17 protein-coding genes are annotated in these 18,192 nt (G+C 61.1%); 4 read left to right on the forward strand and 13 right to left on the reverse strand.

The window, feature by feature from the left end; genetic code table 11:
- Window positions 1-40 precede the first annotated feature (40 nt).
- From Pan216_RS18395 to Pan216_RS18415, 5 genes are all read right to left on the reverse strand, one after another.
- Entirely contained in the window at window positions 41-2,455 is a 2,415-nt protein-coding gene (locus tag Pan216_RS18395; RefSeq protein ID WP_145260119.1) for a transporter substrate-binding protein, read from the reverse strand.
- Between the two features lie 296 nt (window positions 2,456-2,751).
- On the reverse strand, window positions 2,752-3,375 hold the full coding sequence (locus tag Pan216_RS18400) for a sigma-70 family RNA polymerase sigma factor (RefSeq protein WP_145260121.1): 624 nt from the start codon (window positions 3,373-3,375) through the stop codon (window positions 2,752-2,754).
- 135 nt (window positions 3,376-3,510) lie between these two features.
- On the reverse strand, window positions 3,511-3,705 hold the full coding sequence (locus Pan216_RS18405; protein ID WP_419192693.1) for a DUF5989 family protein: 195 nt from the start codon (window positions 3,703-3,705) through the stop codon (window positions 3,511-3,513).
- Window positions 3,706-3,765: 60 nt separating this feature from the next.
- A complete protein-coding gene (locus tag Pan216_RS18410; RefSeq protein ID WP_145260125.1) occupies window positions 3,766-4,176 on the reverse strand; it encodes an SxtJ family membrane protein in 411 nt (136 codons plus the stop codon).
- 25 nt (window positions 4,177-4,201) lie between these two features.
- Window positions 4,202-6,052 (reverse strand): carbamoyltransferase family protein, encoded by a 1,851-nt coding sequence (locus Pan216_RS18415; RefSeq protein ID WP_145260126.1) that lies wholly within the window; start codon window positions 6,050-6,052, stop codon window positions 4,202-4,204.
- Between the two features lie 253 nt (window positions 6,053-6,305).
- Between Pan216_RS18415 and Pan216_RS18420 the strand changes: the two genes are divergently transcribed.
- Window positions 6,306-6,653, forward strand: coding sequence for a P-II family nitrogen regulator (locus tag Pan216_RS18420; protein ID WP_145260128.1), 348 nt, complete (start codon window positions 6,306-6,308; stop codon window positions 6,651-6,653).
- A 1,132-nt stretch (window positions 6,654-7,785) separates the two neighbouring features.
- Window positions 7,786-8,046 carry a hypothetical protein gene (locus tag Pan216_RS18425; protein ID WP_145260130.1) on the forward strand — a complete coding sequence of 87 codons (261 nt, stop codon included), beginning with the start codon at window positions 7,786-7,788 and terminating at the stop codon, window positions 8,044-8,046.
- A 20-nt stretch (window positions 8,047-8,066) separates the two neighbouring features.
- Here Pan216_RS18425 and Pan216_RS18430 read toward each other — a convergent pair whose 3' ends face one another.
- The gene (locus Pan216_RS18430; RefSeq protein ID WP_145260131.1) at window positions 8,067-8,495 is read right to left on the reverse strand and encodes a PGPGW domain-containing protein; all 429 of its coding nucleotides are present in this window, start codon (window positions 8,493-8,495) and stop codon (window positions 8,067-8,069) included.
- A 206-nt stretch (window positions 8,496-8,701) separates the two neighbouring features.
- On the opposite strand from Pan216_RS18430, the gene Pan216_RS18435 reads away from it, so the two are divergent.
- Window positions 8,702-9,268: a DUF1572 family protein gene (locus Pan216_RS18435; protein WP_145260133.1), complete on the forward strand. Its 567-nt coding sequence runs from the start codon at window positions 8,702-8,704 to the stop codon at window positions 9,266-9,268.
- Window positions 9,269-9,407: 139 nt separating this feature from the next.
- On the opposite strand, the gene Pan216_RS18440 is transcribed toward Pan216_RS18435, so the two are convergent.
- From Pan216_RS18440 to Pan216_RS18470, 7 genes are all read right to left on the reverse strand, one after another.
- Window positions 9,408-9,671, reverse strand: coding sequence for a hypothetical protein (locus tag Pan216_RS18440; RefSeq protein ID WP_145260135.1), 264 nt, complete (start codon window positions 9,669-9,671; stop codon window positions 9,408-9,410).
- Window positions 9,672-9,954: 283 nt separating this feature from the next.
- The gene (gene ppk1 / locus Pan216_RS18445) at window positions 9,955-12,060 is read right to left on the reverse strand and encodes a polyphosphate kinase 1 (RefSeq protein ID WP_145260137.1); all 2,106 of its coding nucleotides are present in this window, start codon (window positions 12,058-12,060) and stop codon (window positions 9,955-9,957) included.
- A gap of 740 nt (window positions 12,061-12,800) precedes the next feature.
- The gene (locus tag Pan216_RS18450) at window positions 12,801-13,079 is read right to left on the reverse strand and encodes a hypothetical protein (protein ID WP_145260138.1); all 279 of its coding nucleotides are present in this window, start codon (window positions 13,077-13,079) and stop codon (window positions 12,801-12,803) included.
- 173 nt (window positions 13,080-13,252) lie between these two features.
- Window positions 13,253-14,125, reverse strand: a complete 873-nt coding sequence (locus tag Pan216_RS18455; RefSeq protein WP_419192694.1) for a MotA/TolQ/ExbB proton channel family protein — start codon at window positions 14,123-14,125, stop codon at window positions 13,253-13,255.
- Window positions 14,126-14,254: 129 nt separating this feature from the next.
- Window positions 14,255-15,244: a tetratricopeptide repeat protein gene (locus tag Pan216_RS18460; RefSeq protein ID WP_145260142.1), complete on the reverse strand. Its 990-nt coding sequence runs from the start codon at window positions 15,242-15,244 to the stop codon at window positions 14,255-14,257.
- Between the two features lie 55 nt (window positions 15,245-15,299).
- Window positions 15,300-16,184 carry a vWA domain-containing protein gene (locus Pan216_RS18465; protein WP_419192695.1) on the reverse strand — a complete coding sequence of 295 codons (885 nt, stop codon included), beginning with the start codon at window positions 16,182-16,184 and terminating at the stop codon, window positions 15,300-15,302.
- Between the two features lie 165 nt (window positions 16,185-16,349).
- Entirely contained in the window at window positions 16,350-17,279 is a 930-nt protein-coding gene (locus tag Pan216_RS18470) for an NAD-dependent epimerase/dehydratase family protein (RefSeq protein WP_145260146.1), read from the reverse strand.
- Window positions 17,280-17,418: 139 nt separating this feature from the next.
- On the opposite strand from Pan216_RS18470, the gene Pan216_RS18475 reads away from it, so the two are divergent.
- The gene (locus Pan216_RS18475; RefSeq protein ID WP_419192696.1) at window positions 17,419-18,090 is read left to right on the forward strand and encodes a peptidylprolyl isomerase; all 672 of its coding nucleotides are present in this window, start codon (window positions 17,419-17,421) and stop codon (window positions 18,088-18,090) included.
- Window positions 18,091-18,192: the final 102 nt, after the last annotated feature.

The raw sequence follows: 18,192 nt of genomic DNA on the forward strand, positions 1-18,192 counted from the left end.
GGTGACCGGATCAAGCGGGGCTCCGTGGCGGACACCACGTCTACCTCGGAGCGTTGACCCAACGGTTTCCCCACTTGCGATAGAGTTCGCCGATGAAGGCTTCCCATTGGGCTTGGGTCCGGGTCGCTGGAAAGTCGGCCGGGTCGATCGGGTTGACCGAACTCCAGACCAGATCGAGCCCTCCCTGATCATTGAACTGGGCCACCCGCGCGTGCTTGCTGGTGTTCAGCTCCGTGTCGGCGATCGTCACCCGACCTCCAGGAGCATCGAACTCCTGATGGGCAAGTTTCCCGCGGACCCGCGACGGTTCCACACTCGCGGCCTCCTTCGCCGCCAGCGCCCAAAGATGGACTCCAACGTATGCCGATTCAAGCACGTCGGTCGCGATTCGGTGATTGCCCAATCTCTTGTGCAACCGGTTGAGAAACTCCCGGTTCCGTTCGCTATCGATCGACTGGATGTACGAGGCAGCCACGTAGTCTCCCGACAAGAGGTCGGGGTCGAGCCGCAACAAATCCTGCGGCGACGAGCTGAACGATAGGGTCGGCACGTCGTCGGAATTCACGCCCGCCGCGCGCAGAGCCTTGAAGAAAGGAACGTTGGCGTTCGTGTTCATCGTGTTGAGGATGACGTCCGCGCCCGATGACTTGATCTTCTCGACGATCTCCGTCACGTCCGTGCTCTCGTAGGGTAGATACTCCTCCCCGACGATCGTCCCTCCCAGATCCACGATCTCCTCCTTGATGATCTCATTGCAGACGTGGGAATAGACTTGGTCGGACCCGACGAGGAAGAAGCGTTTCTTCCGCAAGTTCGCGTAGCACCACTCCACGGCGGGGATGATCTCCTGGTTCGGCGCCGTTCCGGTGTAGAGGACTCGGGGCGAGTGCTCCAGCCCCTCGAACCCGACGGGATAAACCAACAGGTGATCCGACTCGTCAATGACGGGGATCATCGCCTTGCGGCTCGCGGAGGTCCACCCCCCAAAGACGACGTCGACTCGATCCTCCGCGATGAGTTTGCGCGCCTTCGTCGCGAAGACCTCGGGTTGGGAGCGACCATCTTCGACCACCGGCTCGAGCTCTCTGCCGAGAATCCCCCCAGCTTGGTTGATCTCGTCGATCGCGAGCAGGGTCCCGTCGATCGCGGTCTGTTCGCTAACGGCCATCGGGCCGGTGAGGGAGTGGAGAACGCCGACCCGAATCGGCTCGACCTCCGCGGTGACGGCCATATTCGCTCGACTCGGAAAGCCCTCAGACTGGCGGTAGGCCATCGTCGCCAGCCCAAAGGTTCCGGCGATCCCCATGCCGATCGCGGCCCGGCGCGACATGCGGGAACGACGCGCGGGCGAACGCCGCTCGAGAAGGGACTCTTCCCACCCTCCACTCGAGAGGGCGTTCGCGAGATCCGCCGCGCTGGCGAATCGATCGGACGGGTCCTTGGCGAGACAGCGCTGGCAAATCTCGTCGAGCCAACGTGGAACCTCCGGCCGGTAGCGCGACGGCGACGGCGCGGGCTCATCGACGAGTTGCTTGAGGAGTTCGTACTCGCTGTCGGCGACGAAGGGCGTCCGCGCGGTGAGCATTTCAAAGAGAATCAAACCGAGACCATGGATGTCGGTCGCGGGGCCGATCTGCCCCTGTTTTCCGATTGCTTGCTCGGGAGCCATGTAGGCGGGACTGCCAACGAGGTGACCCGACCCGGTCAGGTTCTGCGACCCATCGAGCTTGCGCGCGATCGAGAAATCGGTGATCTTGGGGTGACATGTCTCGAGGCTGCCATCCTCTTCCAAGGCGAGCAGCACGTTGGCTGGCTTCAGGTCGCGATGGACGATGCCGCGACGATGAGCATGACCGATCGCGGTCGCGAGCAATTGGCCGAAACGAATCGCAACCCTCACCGGCAGCGGTTGCCCCGTCATCCACGTGCCGAGACTACCGCCCGGGATGTACTCTAGGCAGATGTAGGGAATGCCCTCGTGATCACCGATCGAGAAGATTTGCACGATGCCGGGATGGTTGAGTCGGGCGACCGCCTCCGCTTCCGCGCGGAAACGGAACCGTTCGCGAGCACTCGCGTAGACACCCGCGACGATGATCTTGAGCGCCACGGTCCGGTTGAGGTCGGTCTGGCGCGCGGCGTAGACGACCCCCATGCCGCCTCGCCCCAGTTCCCGCTCCATGACGAAGCCGGGAATGTCCGGAGGTGGGGCCGACGGTTGGCGGAGGTCGTGCCAACCCGAGTCCCCTCTGTGGTTGGTGGTCGTCACTTCGAGAAGGGCGTCCATCTTTCGGAGGACTTCGAGCCGTCGCCGTAGTTCGACGACGAGCCCTTCATCGCCATCGCAGAGTTCCTCGAGAGACGTCGGATGGCCGGCTTGCTCGGCTTCCTCCCACTTGAAAAGGAGACTATCGAGCAATGCGTCGTGGTCCGTTGTCGGACGTTCGGCGTTCATGACATGCCCCAACCCTCGTTGCGTGAACGGAGACTCGCACCGGGCCGACGTTTCGGACGTTCAGGAGTGACCTGAGGTCGAAACGCGACGCCGATCGACCGCCTCCAATCATTGAAGAACGACCACCTCTAACAGTCTGCCAGGGGCTTCACGCGTATGGTCAAGTGGCCATGCGGGCAAACTCTGGCACTCCGAACCGTGCCGACGCTACCGCCGACACCAATCCGTCCAAGTCGGCTCTCACCGAGCGATCCAGCAGCCCGCTTAAATCAACGGACTGTTCGATCAACGGACAGCTAAGGTTCGGGCAATTCGCCGTGAAGCGAATCGTAGAGACGGATCCGCGCCGACTGCCAACGTCGTTTCACCGTCCGCTCCGAGACGTCCAGGATCCGTGCCGCCTCGCTCTGTCCCAACCCGCCGTACCAGAGAAGATCGAATACCTCGCGCTCGTCGTCGGGTAGAAGTTGCACTTGCTCGTGGAACTCGCCCCAGTCGACGATGTTGCCGACATCCTCGCGAGCCGGCGCCGAGCGGAGGGCCGGAGCCGCGTTGGCGGCACCCGAGTCTTCGGACCACGTTTCGTGATGGGCACCTTGGCCGAGAGGACCGTAGTGTTTCTTCGCCAAGTCGAGCAGTTCGCGACGAATGTTCAGCGCGGCGAGGCGGTAGAACTCTTGAGGAGACTCGGGAGTGATCTCCTTGAGGGTGCGGTAGAGGCGCAGCGACGCGCTCTGCCGCACGTCCGCGGTCTCTTCCCAACGGCGAACTCGCGCAAAACGAGAGAGCAGACGCCGACTTAACTGCTCAAGTCGGTCGCAGGCGACGTGAAGAAGTTGCTCGCGTGCGGAATCGTCTCCGTCCCGCATTCGGTCGATCCAATAGCGGATCTCACGAGTCCGAACAGACTCGTCCGACATGCCACTGAGTCCCCTTGCGTTCCGGCGATCAACAACCGCCGCCGGCACAAGAAGATACGAAGATCAGGCCCAGTTCGTGGGAAGAAATCCCGACCCGCCGCGATTCGCCAAGTGAACGACGCTCCGAGGATCGGCTCAAAAGAGCGTGTAGATGAAGGGAGCGGCGCCCGTTCCGGCGAAGAGGGCCAGCAAGCCGACCATGCCGAAAACGACAAGAATGGGTAAGAGCCACCACTTCTTGTTGTCGCGAAGAAAGTAGACGAATTCGGCCGCGAGGGACGGTTGCTGAGCTTGGGCGGCCTGCTCAAAATCGGTCTGTTCGACGTCCATGCCGAATGGCTCCTTCATGTCGATCGTAAATGGCTTCGGTCGCGAGTGATGGCAACCCGATCACCACTGATTGAAGTAACTTGCGGGGCCGGCGGGCCGCTTCTTCGGTTGCCAGTAAGTCGTCGCCGACCGGTCGATTCTCCGCTCCAAGGCGTCCCGGCCGACAAGACGAAAGAGAATCGCGATCGGCATGAAGAGCCCGAAGTAGATCGCCGCGAGGACCAGTTCGCCCACGACCAGTCCGATCGGAAGCGTCACCAGCGAGAGACCAAGAAAGAGAGGCTTGAGCGCGCGCGGCGCCAACCAACCGATGGCCGCCAACGCGGTTCCGACAGCGCCGCCAGCGACGATCCATCCACTTCCGCCACCCCAGAGCCAGGCGATCAGCGGAAGGGCAACCGCCGCGATCAGACCAAACTGTCTCAGTTGGCGATCGTTCGGGCTCCAATTCATTCCGATAAGCTTCACCACGCTTCTCCTAGCCGTCGTTCGCGAGTCAGTCGAGTTCAAAGCGAGCCAGGTGCGCCTCGCGATCGTGCGAGGACATCGTCTCGTTCTGGTCGCTCTTGCGCAACACGTGCCGCCCGAGAATCAACACGTCCATGTCGGTTGCCATGAAACAGCGGTAGGCGTCCTCCGGCGTGCAGACGATTGGTTCACTGCGAACGTTGAAGCTCGTGTTGATCAACACGGGACAGCCGGTCCGTTCGTGAAACCGCGTCATCAGTTGATGCAGCAGCGGATGCCGAACCCGGTCGACGGTCTGAACACGTGCCGAGTAGTCGACGTGTGTCACCGCGGGAATGGTCGAGCGGGCGGCTTTCAGCTTCTCGATCCCGAACGCGGCTTCCTGCTCGGGCGTCAACTCGTGACGCAGGCGTTCGCGAACGTGCCCGACCAAGAGCATGTAGGGGCTCTCGTGTTCGGGAGACCATTCGAAGAACTCGTCGACGTGCTCCCGAAGCACGATCGGCGCGAAGGGTCGAAACGACTCGCGAAACTTGATCTTGAGATTCATGACACTTTGCATCGCTTCGTCGCGGGCATCGCCAAGGATGCTTCGCGAACCGAGGGCTCGCGGTCCAAACTCCATTCGCCCCTGGAACCATCCGACGACATTGCCTCCGGCCAGCAGCGAGGAGACCTCATCGCAAAGATGCTCTTCCGAGGCCGCGGTGGTGTAGACCGCACCCCGCTCGTCGAGGGTGTGCACGATCTCGTCATCGGAGAAGTCGGGACCGAGAAAGGAACCGCGCTGCGTGTCCATCCCCTCGAACGGACCTTTCGCTCGTGGCTTCTCGAGGAGTTGATGCCAAGTGAAGAGCGCGGCGCCCAACGCCCCTCCCGCATCGCCCGCGGCGGGCTGGATCCAGATCTTCTCGAAGGGCCCCTCGCGCAAGAGCCGGCCGTTGGCGACGCAATTGAGAGCGACGCCACCAGCGAGCACGAGGTTCTTCTGGCCCGTCCGCGAATGGGCATAGCGCGAGAGCCGTAGAATCACTTCTTCGGTCACCGCCTGGACCGAGGCCGCGAGATCCATCTCCCGCTCGGTGACGCGTGACTCGGGCTTGCGGGGCTCGCCGCCGAAGAGTTGATGGAACTTCGCCGAGGTCATCGTCAGACCTTGGCAGTAGTTGAAGTAGTCCATGTCCAAGCGAAAGGAGCCATCCTCCTTGAGGTCGATCAAGTGATCGAGGATCAAGTCACGGTAGATGGGGCGTCCGTAGGGAGCCAACCCCATTAGCTTGTACTCGCCGCTGTTGACCTTGAAGCCGGTGTAGTAGGTGAACGCGGAGTAGAGCAAGCCGAGCGAGTGCGGGAAGCGGATCTCCTCGCGCAGTTCAATCTTGTTGCCCTTTCCGACGCCGAGACAAGTCGTCGACCATTCGCCAACGCCATCGATGGTGACAAGCGCGGCCTCCTTGAAGGGCGAAGGAAAGTACGCGCTCGCCGCATGCGACTCGTGGTGATCGGTGAAGACAAACCGACCGTCGTACCGGCCATCGAGCCCCTCGCGCAGTTCCCGGCGCAGATGGAGCTTCTTGGTCAACCAAAGCGGGATGGCTTTGCGAAAGGATCGAAATCCGGCCGGAGCGTACGCCAAGTACGTCTCGAGAAGTCGCTCGAACTTGCACAGCGGCTTCTCGTAGAAGGCGACCCAGTCGAGTTCCTCGGGAGTAATCCCGGCCGTCTGAAGGCAATAGTCGATCGCGTGACGCGGAAAGCTCTCGTCGTGTTTCTTGCGCGTGAAGCGTTCCTCTTGGGCGGCGGCGACGAGTTCTCCATCGACCAACAGCGCGGCCGCGGAGTCGTGGTAAAACGCCGAGATTCCCAGAATCGCCGTCATGGTGGTTCCTGCCAAGTTGCCGGTGGAGTGGGCGTCGTCGACTGGCGACGAGGGCCCGAAATCGAGCGAACGGAGAGATAGCTTCTCCGGGAACCCGCATCAATCCCACTCTTGGGCATCGGCGGACGGACCACCGCACCCCGGGGATCTCTTGCCGGAAACGGGCGCGGACGCCTAGAACAACTACTCAGGGTCGACACGATCTCGGTCGTGCGAACCTATCTGTCATCCAACCATCGACTTAGGAATCGACGTGAAGCTGATCATCGCGATCATCCAGCCGACCCGTCTCGAAGCGGTCAAGGACGCCCTCACCAAGGTCGAGGTCTTTCGTCTGACCGTCGTCGACGTGCAGGGATTCGGACGCCAGAAAGGGAGAACCCAGGTCTTTCGAGGGAAGGACTTTACGTCCAACCTCCTCCGCAAGGTCGAACTCCAGATCGCGGTCAACGACGACTACGTCGAGCGGACAATCGAGGCGATCCTTTCCGGAAGCCGCGCCGGCGAGAAGGGACAGGTGGGCGACGGCAAGATCTTCGTCCTTCCGATCGACGACTGCATTCGCATCCGAACCGGCGAGCGCGGCCCCGAGGGAATCTAGCCGCTTGTCGCTTCGTTCGACGCAGCCCGCCGAGCTTCCCACTCGTCCAAGCGAATCTTCTTCCATCCCCCTCTTCCAAGGAAAGATCTCTTCCGTCCCCCCTTGTCCAAGGGGGGAAAGAGGGGGGTCGGTCGTCGCCTCATGGGGTGCCCCAGATTGCTCGCCAATCTGGGTTCGCGCAGCGAACAAGAGCCACCAACGAGAGCGCCCTTACCTGCGTCTGGTGCCCGCGTCTTCCAAGCCTCTTGGGGCCACTCCACCTCGGTTGGCCAACAACTAGAGCCGTCCGATTGCGGGAGATGACGGAAGGAAGAGATCCCCTCCTTCTCCGTGTTTGTCCAAGAGAAGATCTCTTCCGTCCCCCCTTTGTCCAAGGGAAACCTCTTCCGTCCCCCCTTGTCCAAGGGGGGAAAGAGGGGGGTCGGTCGTCGCCTCATGGGGTGCCCCAGATTGCTCGCCAATCTGGGTTCGCGCAGCGAACAAGAGCCACCAACGAGAGCGCCCTTACCTGCGTCTGGTGCCCGCGTCTTCCAAGCCTCTTGGGGCCACTCCACCTCGGTTGGCCAACAACGGGAGCCGTCCGATTGCGGGAGATGACGGAAGGAAGAGATCCCCTCCTTCTCCGTGTTTGTCCAAGAGAAGATCTCTTCCGTCCCCCCTTTGTCCAAGGGAAACCTCTTCCGTCCCCCCTTGTCCAAGGGGGGAAAGAGGGGGGTCGGTCGTCGCCTCATGGGGTGCCCCAGATTGCTCGCCAATCTGGGTTCGCACAGCGAACAAGAGCCACCAACGAGAGCGCCCTTACCTGCGTCTGGTGCCCGCGTCTTCCAAGCCTCTTGGGGCCACTCCACCTCGGTTGGCCAACAACTAGAGCCGTCCGATTGCGGGAGAGGACGGAAGGAAGAGACCCCCCTTCTCCCCCTTGGACAAGGGGGAGCGATCGGACGGCCCCTTGGCAATCGGATTGCCCTTTGTCAGTCGGACGAGGCCTTGGCGATCGGAAAATTGTTGGAGAATGGAAAGCGATGGAGAGCGTCGACTCGACGGAAGCCGGACTTCCGACGTTCGTGGTTGACACGAAAGTCCAATCGAGCAAAGCTTCCCCCGCACTACTCCGCGCGGGGAGGACATCGGCATGGAGTCGTTCGATCCAGTCACTCGAGCCAGGATCGTTTGGCTACAAGAGGTGGTGACTTCGGGAGAGGCCGATCATCTCGCCCCCTTTCGACTCGACCCCCATCGCTTGGTCACTCACCCCGATCGTTTCTGTCGCTCGCTGCTCATCGATCTCGCTTCCGGCCCGTCGGGGCCTCGCTGTCGCCACGGAATCGCCCAAGAAGAACTGAAAGTCCTCCACGAACGCTGGCCCGATCGCGGTTGGAAAGCGGCCGCCTGACACCATTGCTCGGAAGTTGGCTATCTTTCGTCCATCGCCGAAACCGGCTCGACGGAGGCGGACTCGCCCCCCTTCCCTTGGCGAGACTCTTCGGGAAGGTTTCCGGGCAAGTGAAAGCCCCACTTGCGATGAACCCACTCGTCCGCGGTTCGAAACCAAGCAAAACGTTGCAACCACGTGAAGAACCGCTTCTTTGCCGGCCAATCGGCGAGCGCCATCCCAAGAAGCAGAAAGACGATCCCCGGCCCGGGGGTCACCAACAAGATCAAGCCGATCACGATCGACAAGTAGCCCAGAAGGTTCTGGATGACTCGCAAGAGAATGGCCAGCAGCATCGTCGCGAACTCCGAAATCGCCTGGGGTAGCAGGCTGTTGACATAGACGGGCCAAGGCGAGAACCAGCTTTGTCGGCCAAGATGAAGGCGAAGAAACGAAGGCGAACCCTTCATGTTGTCGAAATATCTTCGACGCAGCGTTTGGTCGAGAGGCCCGTTCGCAGCCGGCTTCGAATCGTTCCACGGTCTGCTTGAACCTCGGGCTTTATCCAGCGTCTCCGTCCAGCTTCCTACTGCTGTATGATACGTCGTGCGAGACGACACAAGCGAAACCAAGTCTCTTGTGAAGAAGCTCGCCCATCCCACTCCGGAGCACGCTCATGCAACCTCTGCCTACCGCCGCCGCCCCTTGGCTGACCAGCGCCCTTGGTGAGTTCGTCCACCAGAAGGACCTCGCCGAACGAGCACTCGCGCAGGTCGACGAACAGAAGCTTCATCAACCATTGGACGAACACACCAATTCCCTCGCGGTCATCGTGCAACACATCGCGGGGAATTTGGCGAGTCGTTGGACCGACCCACTCACGACCGATGGGGAAAAGCCCAACCGTCGCCGCGATGACGAGTTCGTCGATCAGAGTTGGGAGCGGTCGGAGTTGACGCGGCGCTGGAACGGTGCCTTCGAGTTGGTGGTCGCCACGCTCTCGTCGCTGTCCATCGACGATCTGGATCGCTCGGTGGTGATTCGAGGCGAGAAGCTGACGCTCGAGCATGCCGTGCTTCGGAGTCTGGCCCACACGAGCTTTCACATCGGTCAGATCGTCTTGTTGGCTCGCGTCCTCACGGGCGAGGAGTGGAACGTCCTCACGATTCCGCGCGGTCCGGGGGAATCGGAGATCCACAATCGAACACACTGGGGCGAGGCGACACCCGAGGCGGATGGGTGATCCAGTTCCAAGCAGTCGTTGACCGGTTCGCTCCGCGTCGGTGGCTTGCTCGACGTAGGTTCAAAGAAAAGGATGGCGTGACCGCGTCCCAAGAGGGAAACTTGCGCGCGGTCACGCCATCGGGCCGGCAAGAGGCATGTCATTGGACGCGCGAATGCGATTCCCACGATGAGAGCATCGAGCCTGGGTTCGTGGGATCGTCTTCGTTCATCCAGAGAAATCCTCCATCCCCGCCGAGACCGGAGAAGGGAACGGGATTTCTTTTGTCCTTGCCCTGTTGTTGGCCGTCGCGAGCCGTCCACTCCAACCGACTGTCGGCGAACCCCTTGTCGTTCGCGCCACGGCGATTGATTCGTTCCTGTTGCTCCGACGTGATGATCGTGAAAAATTCTGTCCAGTTCATGGTACACCTCCTCGCGAGAGCGAGCCGGCGCCGAGCACTCATCGTGCTTGTTCCTTGGCGTCTTCACAATTCAATACGGCCAAGACAATGATTTTGATTAACCAAAATAACGCGATACAGGACGCAACTTCCTGAAAATGAATGCCTTAGACCATGAAATCGGCAAACCGGCGGGATCGAGAGACTGGTCGAGAGCGTGCGAAGTACCCTCGACCTTTGATTGATAACTTCACGAAGTGGTCGATCGCCCCCGTTGTTCAACGGGGGCGAATCGGACGGACGACTAGTGCTTGGAACGTGCCAGGTCCATCAGTGACTTGTGAGTGCCCAGCAGGTAAGGGCCTTCGGCATCGGGCGAGGGCGCGCGTTGGACGTAGCTCCCATCGGACCGCATCTCCCAAGCCTGCCGGTGATCGTTCAACATGATGTCGAGGATGCTCCAGAGCCGCTCGCGAAGCTGGCGGACCTTGACGGGCGTCACCGCTTCGACGCGACCGCTCAAATTGCGGTTCATCCAGTCGGCCGATCCGATGAAAAAGTCCCCTTCTAGGGGATCTTCGGCACCGTTTTGGAACCAAAAGATGCGCGAATGCTCCAGGAATCGCCCGATAATCGAGGTGATCCGGACGTTTTCGGTCGCTCCCTCGACGCCGGGACGCAAGCAGCAGAAGCCACGGACGAACAGGTCGATCTGGACACCCGCTTGCGACCCCTTGACGATCGCTTGGCACATGTCGGGATCTTCCAGTTGATTCATCTTCGCGATGAACCGCGCGGGTCGGCCTTGCTCGGCATGCTCGATCTCGCGATCGATCATCTCGAGGAAGCGAGTCCGCATCGTCGAGGGAGCGACCAGAAGTTGGTTGTAGTCGTCCTTGAGCGAGCGCCCCGTGAGGTAGTGGAAGACGTTGACGACATCGTCGGTGATCTCGGGATCCGCGGTGAAGAGCCCGAGGTCGACATAGAGCTTCGCGGTCTTCACGTGGTAGTTGCCCGTCCCGATGTGAGCGTAGCAGCGGAGCCCGTCGGGGTCCTCGCGGACGACCAGAGCGAGCTTGGTGTGGGTCTTGAGACCGACGATGCCGTAGACGACGTGAACGCCGACCTTCTCGAGGGCCTGCGCCCAGCGGAGATTCGTCTCCTCGTCGAAACGCGCCTTCACTTCGACGAGACACGCGACTTGCTTGCCCGCTTCGGCCGCCCGAATCAGGGATCGCACAAAGGGCGTGTCGTCCCCGACGCGGTAGATTGTCATTTTGATCGCGCGGACATCCGGATCCTCGGAAGCGGTCCGAATAAACCGCTCGACGCTGGTGTCAAAACTCTCGTAGGGGTGGTGAACGAGCACGTCGCCGTTGCGAATCACGCTGAACATGTCGACTTCGTCGTCGGCGAACGAGGGGGACGTGACCGGCACCCACGGCTCATCGCTTAGTTCGGGCACGCCCAATCCAGCCACCGCGAAGAGTCCCTGGAAATCGAGCTCGCTCGGCGACTCGTAGACGTCCGACTCGGAGAGCCCGAACTGCCGAATGAGGAACTCGAGCACCCACTTGTTGGCGCTCGGCTGATGCTGTAGGCGAATGATCGGCTCGAAGCGGCGCTGCTGAACTTCCTCGGCGATCGCATCGCGGAGGCTGTCCGCTTCATCCTCGTCGACCTCGACGTCGGCGTTGCGTGAGACCCGAAAGAGCACCGCGTCCACAACCTCCATGCCCGGAAAAAGGCTCTGCAGATTGTGCCGGATGATTTCGTGCAGGCTGATGAAGCAGAACTGGCCCTCGTTGGTGTCGCTGGAAAGGCTGATCCAGTTGGAAATCGAGTCGGGCACCTTGACCCGAGCGAACATCTCCTCGGGGGAGTTGGGCGCCTTGAGCACCACGCCCAACGACGTCGAGAGGTTCGCCAGGAACGGGAACGGGTGCCCCGGATCGACGGCGAGCGGCGTCAGCATCGGGAAGACGGAGCGGTGAAAGAACTCGCTCGCTTCGCGCCGCTGATCGTCGGTCAAGTCGTTCCAGCATCGATGAACGAGGATGCCATGACGAGCCAACTCCGGGCGGACGTCTTGCTCGAAGACCTCCGCTTGCCGATCGAGAATCGGAATCACGAGTTCGCGCAGGTGATTGAGATGCTGCTGGATGGTGACTCCGTTGTTGATTCGAGCTGCTAATCCGGCGCGACTACGCCTCTTGAGCACCCCGATCCGCTTCATGAAGAACTCGTCGACCAGCGAGGTCATGATCGCGAGGTATTTCACTTTCTCGAGCAAAGGCGTGCGGTCGTCGGAAGCTTCGTGAAGCACCCGCCAGCAAAACTGAAGCCAACTGATGTCTCGGTCCTCGTAAGCCGAGAGCCACGATGCCTTTAGTGCTTCATCGACGGCCATGGGATACACATCTCCAAGCGAACGTATGAGGTTGTTGATCGTTGCCACGGCGCGCCGCAAATCGTTGTGATCGGCCCAAACGAAACCGCAGGCATGCTCTTGCGTGTGCGTATTGTCGTTCGCAGGAAACCGTATGGAAAGGGGGGGCGGGATGACAGCGAAGAATTCACAAATCCTTAACAATCATCGTCGGAGCGTTTGGCGCACGGACCACCCGTTCGGTCACCTTGCTCGCCATCGAATGCTCCACCGCTCGCTGGCGTCGAAAAACTGACGGAAACGGCGCGAAGACACCCGGCGAACTGGTAAATCAGGGTCATAAATGCATGAAAATTGAGCAGCAAGCGGGTGAGTGTGCGGAAAGAGAACCGCGGGACCTCTTGCCAATCTGAGAAAGAACGTGCCCAAGATGGAAAAGGCACGCGAACTGGTCGGCGGAAGCTTTCAGGAAAAGCAGAGAAGACGGGGGATCTGCAAGAGAAGATCATGCGGGCAGCCGCAGGCGAGAGAGGTTGATGAGTCGACTCGCGGAACGTGCCTCAAACGCGAAAAGAAGATGCACGCTCCACCAATGTCACGGCGACAAGTCAATCATGTCTGGAATCGACACGAGTCATCGGCGTTGAATTGGGCAAGCGGCCTCGTCGGTCCACCGAACCCTCCGGACGCCACTGGCCGCTGGTCGGCCAGTGAGAACAGGTTGGATGCTCGCTCCCCGAGATCTAGCGATTGACCAATCACTAGTTGCCGTAGCGGCGCTGGATCAGCGGTTCGCTGTGGATGTCGCTGCCGGTCACCACGACGTGAAAACTGTCGGTGATCGCCAGTTTGTCGAACAAGGGACCAGCTTCCAAGGCACGATAAACGTTAACGCGGTAGTGATCGTCCCACAAGCGCCGGACATCAACGCGATGAAGATCCCGGGGCGTCCCGAGTTGATCGAGAACGCGAGTACGCACCTGAGCTTCCGGATCGGCAACGGTTTCGGTTGGCGGCTTGGGAACAAGGGCTTCGGGCATGATTGGTCCCTTAAGTTCAGATTGGCGGAATTAAGACATTCAACAATAGTAGACGCAACAAGCATGCCAAACGGTTCGCTCGATCCGAGAGTTTCGCGTCCAACTTCCTCTGTAGCCGATGACTTCATTGCAAACAAGATGAATGTCACCCATCCTCGAAACGAGGCCACTTGCTACGAGTCGTGCGAGCGAACTGTTTCCTCCATGACTCTTGGCATCCATGCTCTCTTATACGGTAGAAAAACGCGTTCTGCTGCTAGAGCCGCCTCGGCGGACAGCTTTTCGATTCGACCGCGGAAGATAGCGTAAGCACTGAGGGCGGGAATAGAAACGATCAATCCCATCACCGTCGTCATCAACGCCAAGTAGATGCCATCGGCCAAGTCGGCGGCCACCGCGGAGCCCTGGCTCTCCGCCACCCGGCGGAACGCGAGCACCAAGCCGTAGACCGTTCCGAGCAGTCCCAACATCGGCGCCACATTTCCGATCAACGAAAAGTATTCCACTTTTCGCATCAAGCTCGCCGATTGCTCCGACGCGGCATCCTCCAGAGACTTTTCCACGGCAGGATATCCGAACGGAATCTCGCGCAAACCTGTCAAAACGACCGACGAGAGCAGACAACGACGCGAGCGACAACGTTCCTCCGCCTTGTCAAAGTGATTCCGCTCCACGCAGGACTCCAACTCTTCGACTAGGTCCAATGGCACAAGGAGGCCGCGACGAAGCCGAAATAGGTTCTCGATGATCAGGGCCACCAACGCGATGCTGAGCAGGAAGATGAGCACACCGATACCGCCACTGGCCTTCACCAGATCCCAGATCTGACGCGATGGCCGCTCTCTCGTCTCCGCGGTGTCGAGGCCGACCGTCGCCGACGTCCCGTTTTCGGGCGTGCTGACGACACGCTGCATGTCACCGTCGCCCTTCTCCGCGTCCGGCGCAGCCGTCGATGACGGCCTATTGGTGTTACGTTCGGACTGGGCCGTCAGTTCACCCGGCAGCGCGATGATCGCGATGAGGGCCATCGCCACGGAGAGTCTCACGATCAAACGTGCCCTTGGTTGATGCCCCTCGGCCCGATGTCGTCGGACCAAGGCCGCGCAGTGATTCATGGTCCAGTGCTTTCAGTCTACGTTGTGAAATGAAGGTCGCACGCGAACCGGAACAACTTCCTACCCGCCCGACGACGAGCCGTCCCCGTCGATGTCACGAGGATCGTCGCTCCCATGGTTAGCCCTCTCGGCTCTCGCCGCCCAGGGGCTCTCGGGATACTTCTTCGCGAGTTCGTCCAGAAGCCTTGTCGCGTCGGCGTTGAGTCCCGCCTTCTTGCTGTTTCGCGCGGCGTGGTAGAGCGAAGCCGCCGCCAACTCCGACCGCTCTTGGTCATAGACCATCGGCACCCAAAGATACGCGAGCGCCGCGTCGACCGGTTTGCCGTTCGCCTCCAGCGCTTGCGCGTAGACGAACTGCGGACCTTTTCGAGCGGCGGTCGGCAAGGTCTCGATCAAGTCGTGGAACTGCCGTAACTCCTCATCGCTCGGCGGATTGGCGCTCGCACGAAGATACTGGGCGCGGGCCATCGAACCGATGCGCCGATCGGGCTGCGTGCGAAGCTTGTCCAACGCCTCTCGAGCGGACGCGGACCGAGCGCCGTCGACTAGCCAACTCGCCCCTAAGAGCCGCTGCATCGGCGAGGCGGTCGGTGCGAGCCATTGCCGAGCTTGTTCGAGGGCCTTCTCGTCAATGGTGGTCCCGTCAATCCAAACGAGCGGAGCGCGCGCCATGAATGCCGGATCATCGCGTTCCGCGGCGATTTCGAGGAAGAGCTCCGCCGCCTCCAGATGTTGCCCCGAGAGGCGCAGCGCGTCGAGCAATCCAATCTCGATCCGACGCAGCGCCCAAGGTCGCGACTCGCCCTGTGCCGCCTGCAGGAAGAGTTCCGCCGCCTGGGTGAAGTCGCCGTTGGCAAGAGCGACGTCGGCGCGTCCCTGGGCCACGCTCAGACCGAGGTTCAACTCGACGATCTCCTCGGTGGGAATCTCCTCCTCCTTGCCGTTCTTGTCGCGGATGACCACCCCGCGGTCGTCGAAACGAACGACGGTCCCTTGATAGAGAATGCCGTTGCTGCGCCGAACGCTCTCCTCGGCTTGCGCCCTCGTCATCCCGGCCCCCCCCAACAACGCGATGAGGGCCAGACTCCCAAGAACGCCTGGAAGGCTACTTGAACGTGAGGAGATCGACATAGCGGTAGGTCCCATTGTTCTCGGCGGCCAAACGCCGCAGCGGTGGATCGTCACTCGGCCTCTCCCCTTCCCCGAAGCTGATCGCGTGAATGACGGCGGGCCTCTTGTTCTTGCGATTGGCCCGCGTCACTCGGTCGACGTCCGCCTCGGACATCAAGTCGGCGTCGGTCAGGAAGTAGACGACTTCGGGTCGCAAACGCAGCGCCGCGAGCAACGGCTCGCGATGTTCCGTCCCTCCATCCGGATCGACGGTCGACAGATACTCCTTGGCCCCCTTGATCGCGTCGCCGGACGAGCGCGTCCACCGTCCGCTCTCCGCGGGCATCCATTCGAACTCCGAGTTGTAGGGCACGATCTGAAAGCGATCGTCGCGATCGAGCAGACCGAGACTTGCGATCAGCTCCCGTTTTGCCCGCTCGAGCGCATCGCGGCGCATCATGCTCGCGGAGCGATCGATGACGTAGACGAAGGTCGACCCGCTCGCCTGGACGTCGAAGAAGCTCGTCTTCGTGGGGGCGCCCTTGCGTCCCCTTCCGGGAAAAGGCATCGTGAGCCGACTCGTTCCCCTCGCGCTAGGCGCGGTCCGCAAGACATCGGCGTTGAGCGCCAGGTGTAGCGTCCTGGGTACGCCCGTCGCGGCACTCGCGTCGCTGGTCGAGTCGTCGTCGGGAAGGGACAGATCGGCCGGGTCGAGCGTCGCGACGTCACTCGCGTTCTTCCCCTTGGACTCGCTCAACACGCCGGCGGGATTCGATTCGAGCCGGACGAGACCGACGTGACGAACGGTCTCCAAGGGCTCGGCAGAGCTCGCGGGCAGGGCCATGGGAGCGACCACGACGAGCGCGAGCAGGTGCAACATCCCGGACGTCCCCCAAGAGAACGCCCGAATCCGCCAATCGACACTCGCGTCACCGAGCGCTAGGGGCGACTCGTCGCGATCAGACCGGTCTGTCGAACGGGATGCCATCACGTCGTGTCACCCTCGCTACCCTGTCCACTTCGACTCGAAGCGGTTGGGGAGCCCCTATTCCGACTTGTCCTTCTTCTCGTGCGCCTTGATCAGGCGCCCAATCGTCTCTTCAAGGAGGGCCTCCCCTCCGAACTTCATGCCAAGTTCCTCGAGCCGAGTCGTGACGATCTGATGCTTCGGGCCCTTGGCGAGATCGTCGATCTCCGAAGGGCTATCGGTCAGGCGTTTGACGATCTCGGCGACGTGTTGCTTGGAGACGTACTGATCGCAGCAGTTGAAACACCGTCCCGTGACCGCCTCCTTGTCCGCGAGCAGAAGAATCTCGATCGCTTTGGCGACATCGGCGGCGTGAACTTCCTTGCCGCCCTCTTTTGTGGAGATCTTCTCGCCAGCCATGACGCGGCCGACCAATCCATACCACTTGCTGTTTTTGACGGGGCGTGCGACGCCATAGACGCCACAGGGTCGCACCGCGCAAATCGGCCAGTCCTGGCCGTAGCCGTAGGAAGCGACATAGGCTTCCAGAGCAGCTTTGTGAGCGCCGTAGTGAGTTTTCGGCCAGACCGGATGAGCCTCGTCGAGCGGGCGGTCTTCCAAGATGATCTCGTGGACCGCACAGGTGGAGACGTGCACGAACCGGTCGACATTTTGGCGTCGCGCCTTCTCCATCAAACGCAAACTGCCGAGGAAATTCATCTCGGTAAAGGCGAGGACATCGACCTGACTGGCCTGACGAAAGGAACTGTCTCCGGGGCGCTCGAGTGCCGAGTGCACCACCGCGTCGACCCCCTCGACCAGTTGATCGATCGACACCTCGTCACTGAGGTCTCCTTCGATCCACTCGATCGAGTCTTCGTGCTTGCGGAATGGTTTGAGATCACTTTGGGGCCGTCGCCAGCAGCGAAGCCGGTGTCCCTTGCTGATCAAACGCTCGACGAGATAGCGGCCGATGAACCCGGTTCCGCCGGTGACGCCAATTAACATCGAGAGCATCCTCTGAACGATTCCTGTCCGTTCCCGGGCCGGTCGGCGGGATTGACGTCGCCTACCCCCCTCTTTACCATACGGCGACGCCTCCAATGAGCGAACTTCACGTGGCCTGCACAAATTCGAGGAACCGATTGTGAAACGACCAATGCTTGGACTCTTGGGCTTGCTTCTGTGCGCCAGCCCGCTTCTCGCCGCCGAACCGACTTCCTTTAGTGAAGCCACTCGCCCCCCGTACGTCACGCCTCCGGTCAAGTCGACCAACGGCAAGGCGCTCGCGGACATGAAGGCCAAGGTGGAGAAAGAGTGGGACGGGATCGTTTTCAATAAAGACGGGAAGCCGGTCACCTATCTCGTGACGCTCGAAACCGACAAGGGCGACATCGAGATCGAGTTCTTCCCGCAGGACGCGCCCAATCACGTCCGCAGCTTCATCGCCCTCGCCGACGCCGGTTTCTTCGATGGACTGAACTTCCATCGCACGATTCCGAACTTCGTCATCCAGGGTGGTTGCCCCAAAGGGGATGGAAGTGGTGGGCCAGGGTACTGCCTGAAGCCGGAATTCAACCAGCGGCCCCACACCCGCGGAGCCCTCTCGATGGCGCGCGCCGCTCCGACCGACTCGGCCGGCAGCCAGTTCTTCGTCTGCCACGGCGACCCACGTTTCCTCGACGGCAAGTACACCGTCTTCGGTCAGGTCAAGAATGGCATGGACGTGGTCGATCAGATCGTCGGCCAACCGACGGCGCCTGGTGATCGTCCCCTTAATCCGGTGAAGATCAAGAAGGCCACCGTCACGAAGAACTAGCGGAGTTCGCACGACGCACGATCCGATCGTGCGATCGTACGGGCATCCTCCGAGGTGATCTCCATCCCTCTCATCGCCGGGGATGGAGATGACTGGAGTGAC

The sequence above is a fragment of the Kolteria novifilia genome (assembly GCA_007748055.1).
Classification (GTDB): domain Bacteria; phylum Planctomycetota; class Planctomycetia; order Kolteriales; family Kolteriaceae; genus Kolteria; species Kolteria novifilia.

Bases quoted from the DNA above. Each gene is read 5' to 3' on its own strand.
- Pan216_RS18395 (WP_145260119.1), bottom strand. From the start codon at position 2,455: ATGAACGCCGAACGTCCGACAACGGACCACGACGCATTGCTCGATAGT.
- Pan216_RS18400 (WP_145260121.1), bottom strand. From the start codon at position 3,375: ATGTCGGACGAGTCTGTTCGGACTCGTGAGATCCGCTATTGGATCGAC.
- Pan216_RS18405 (WP_419192693.1), bottom strand. From the start codon at position 3,705: ATGGACGTCGAACAGACCGATTTTGAGCAGGCCGCCCAAGCTCAGCAA.
- Pan216_RS18415 (WP_145260126.1), bottom strand. From the start codon at position 6,052: ATGACGGCGATTCTGGGAATCTCGGCGTTTTACCACGACTCCGCGGCC.
- Pan216_RS18425 (WP_145260130.1), top strand. From the start codon at position 7,786: ATGGAGTCGTTCGATCCAGTCACTCGAGCCAGGATCGTTTGGCTACAA.
- Pan216_RS18430 (WP_145260131.1), bottom strand. From the start codon at position 8,495: ATGAAGGGTTCGCCTTCGTTTCTTCGCCTTCATCTTGGCCGACAAAGC.
- Pan216_RS18435 (WP_145260133.1), top strand. From the start codon at position 8,702: ATGCAACCTCTGCCTACCGCCGCCGCCCCTTGGCTGACCAGCGCCCTT.
- Pan216_RS18440 (WP_145260135.1), bottom strand. From the start codon at position 9,671: ATGAACTGGACAGAATTTTTCACGATCATCACGTCGGAGCAACAGGAA.
- ppk1 (WP_145260137.1), bottom strand. From the start codon at position 12,060: ATGGCCGTCGATGAAGCACTAAAGGCATCGTGGCTCTCGGCTTACGAG.
- Pan216_RS18450 (WP_145260138.1), bottom strand. From the start codon at position 13,079: ATGCCCGAAGCCCTTGTTCCCAAGCCGCCAACCGAAACCGTTGCCGAT.
- Pan216_RS18460 (WP_145260142.1), bottom strand. From the start codon at position 15,244: ATGACGAGGGCGCAAGCCGAGGAGAGCGTTCGGCGCAGCAACGGCATT.
- Pan216_RS18465 (WP_419192695.1), bottom strand. From the start codon at position 16,184: ATGTTGCACCTGCTCGCGCTCGTCGTGGTCGCTCCCATGGCCCTGCCC.
- Pan216_RS18470 (WP_145260146.1), bottom strand. From the start codon at position 17,279: ATGTTAATTGGCGTCACCGGCGGAACCGGGTTCATCGGCCGCTATCTC.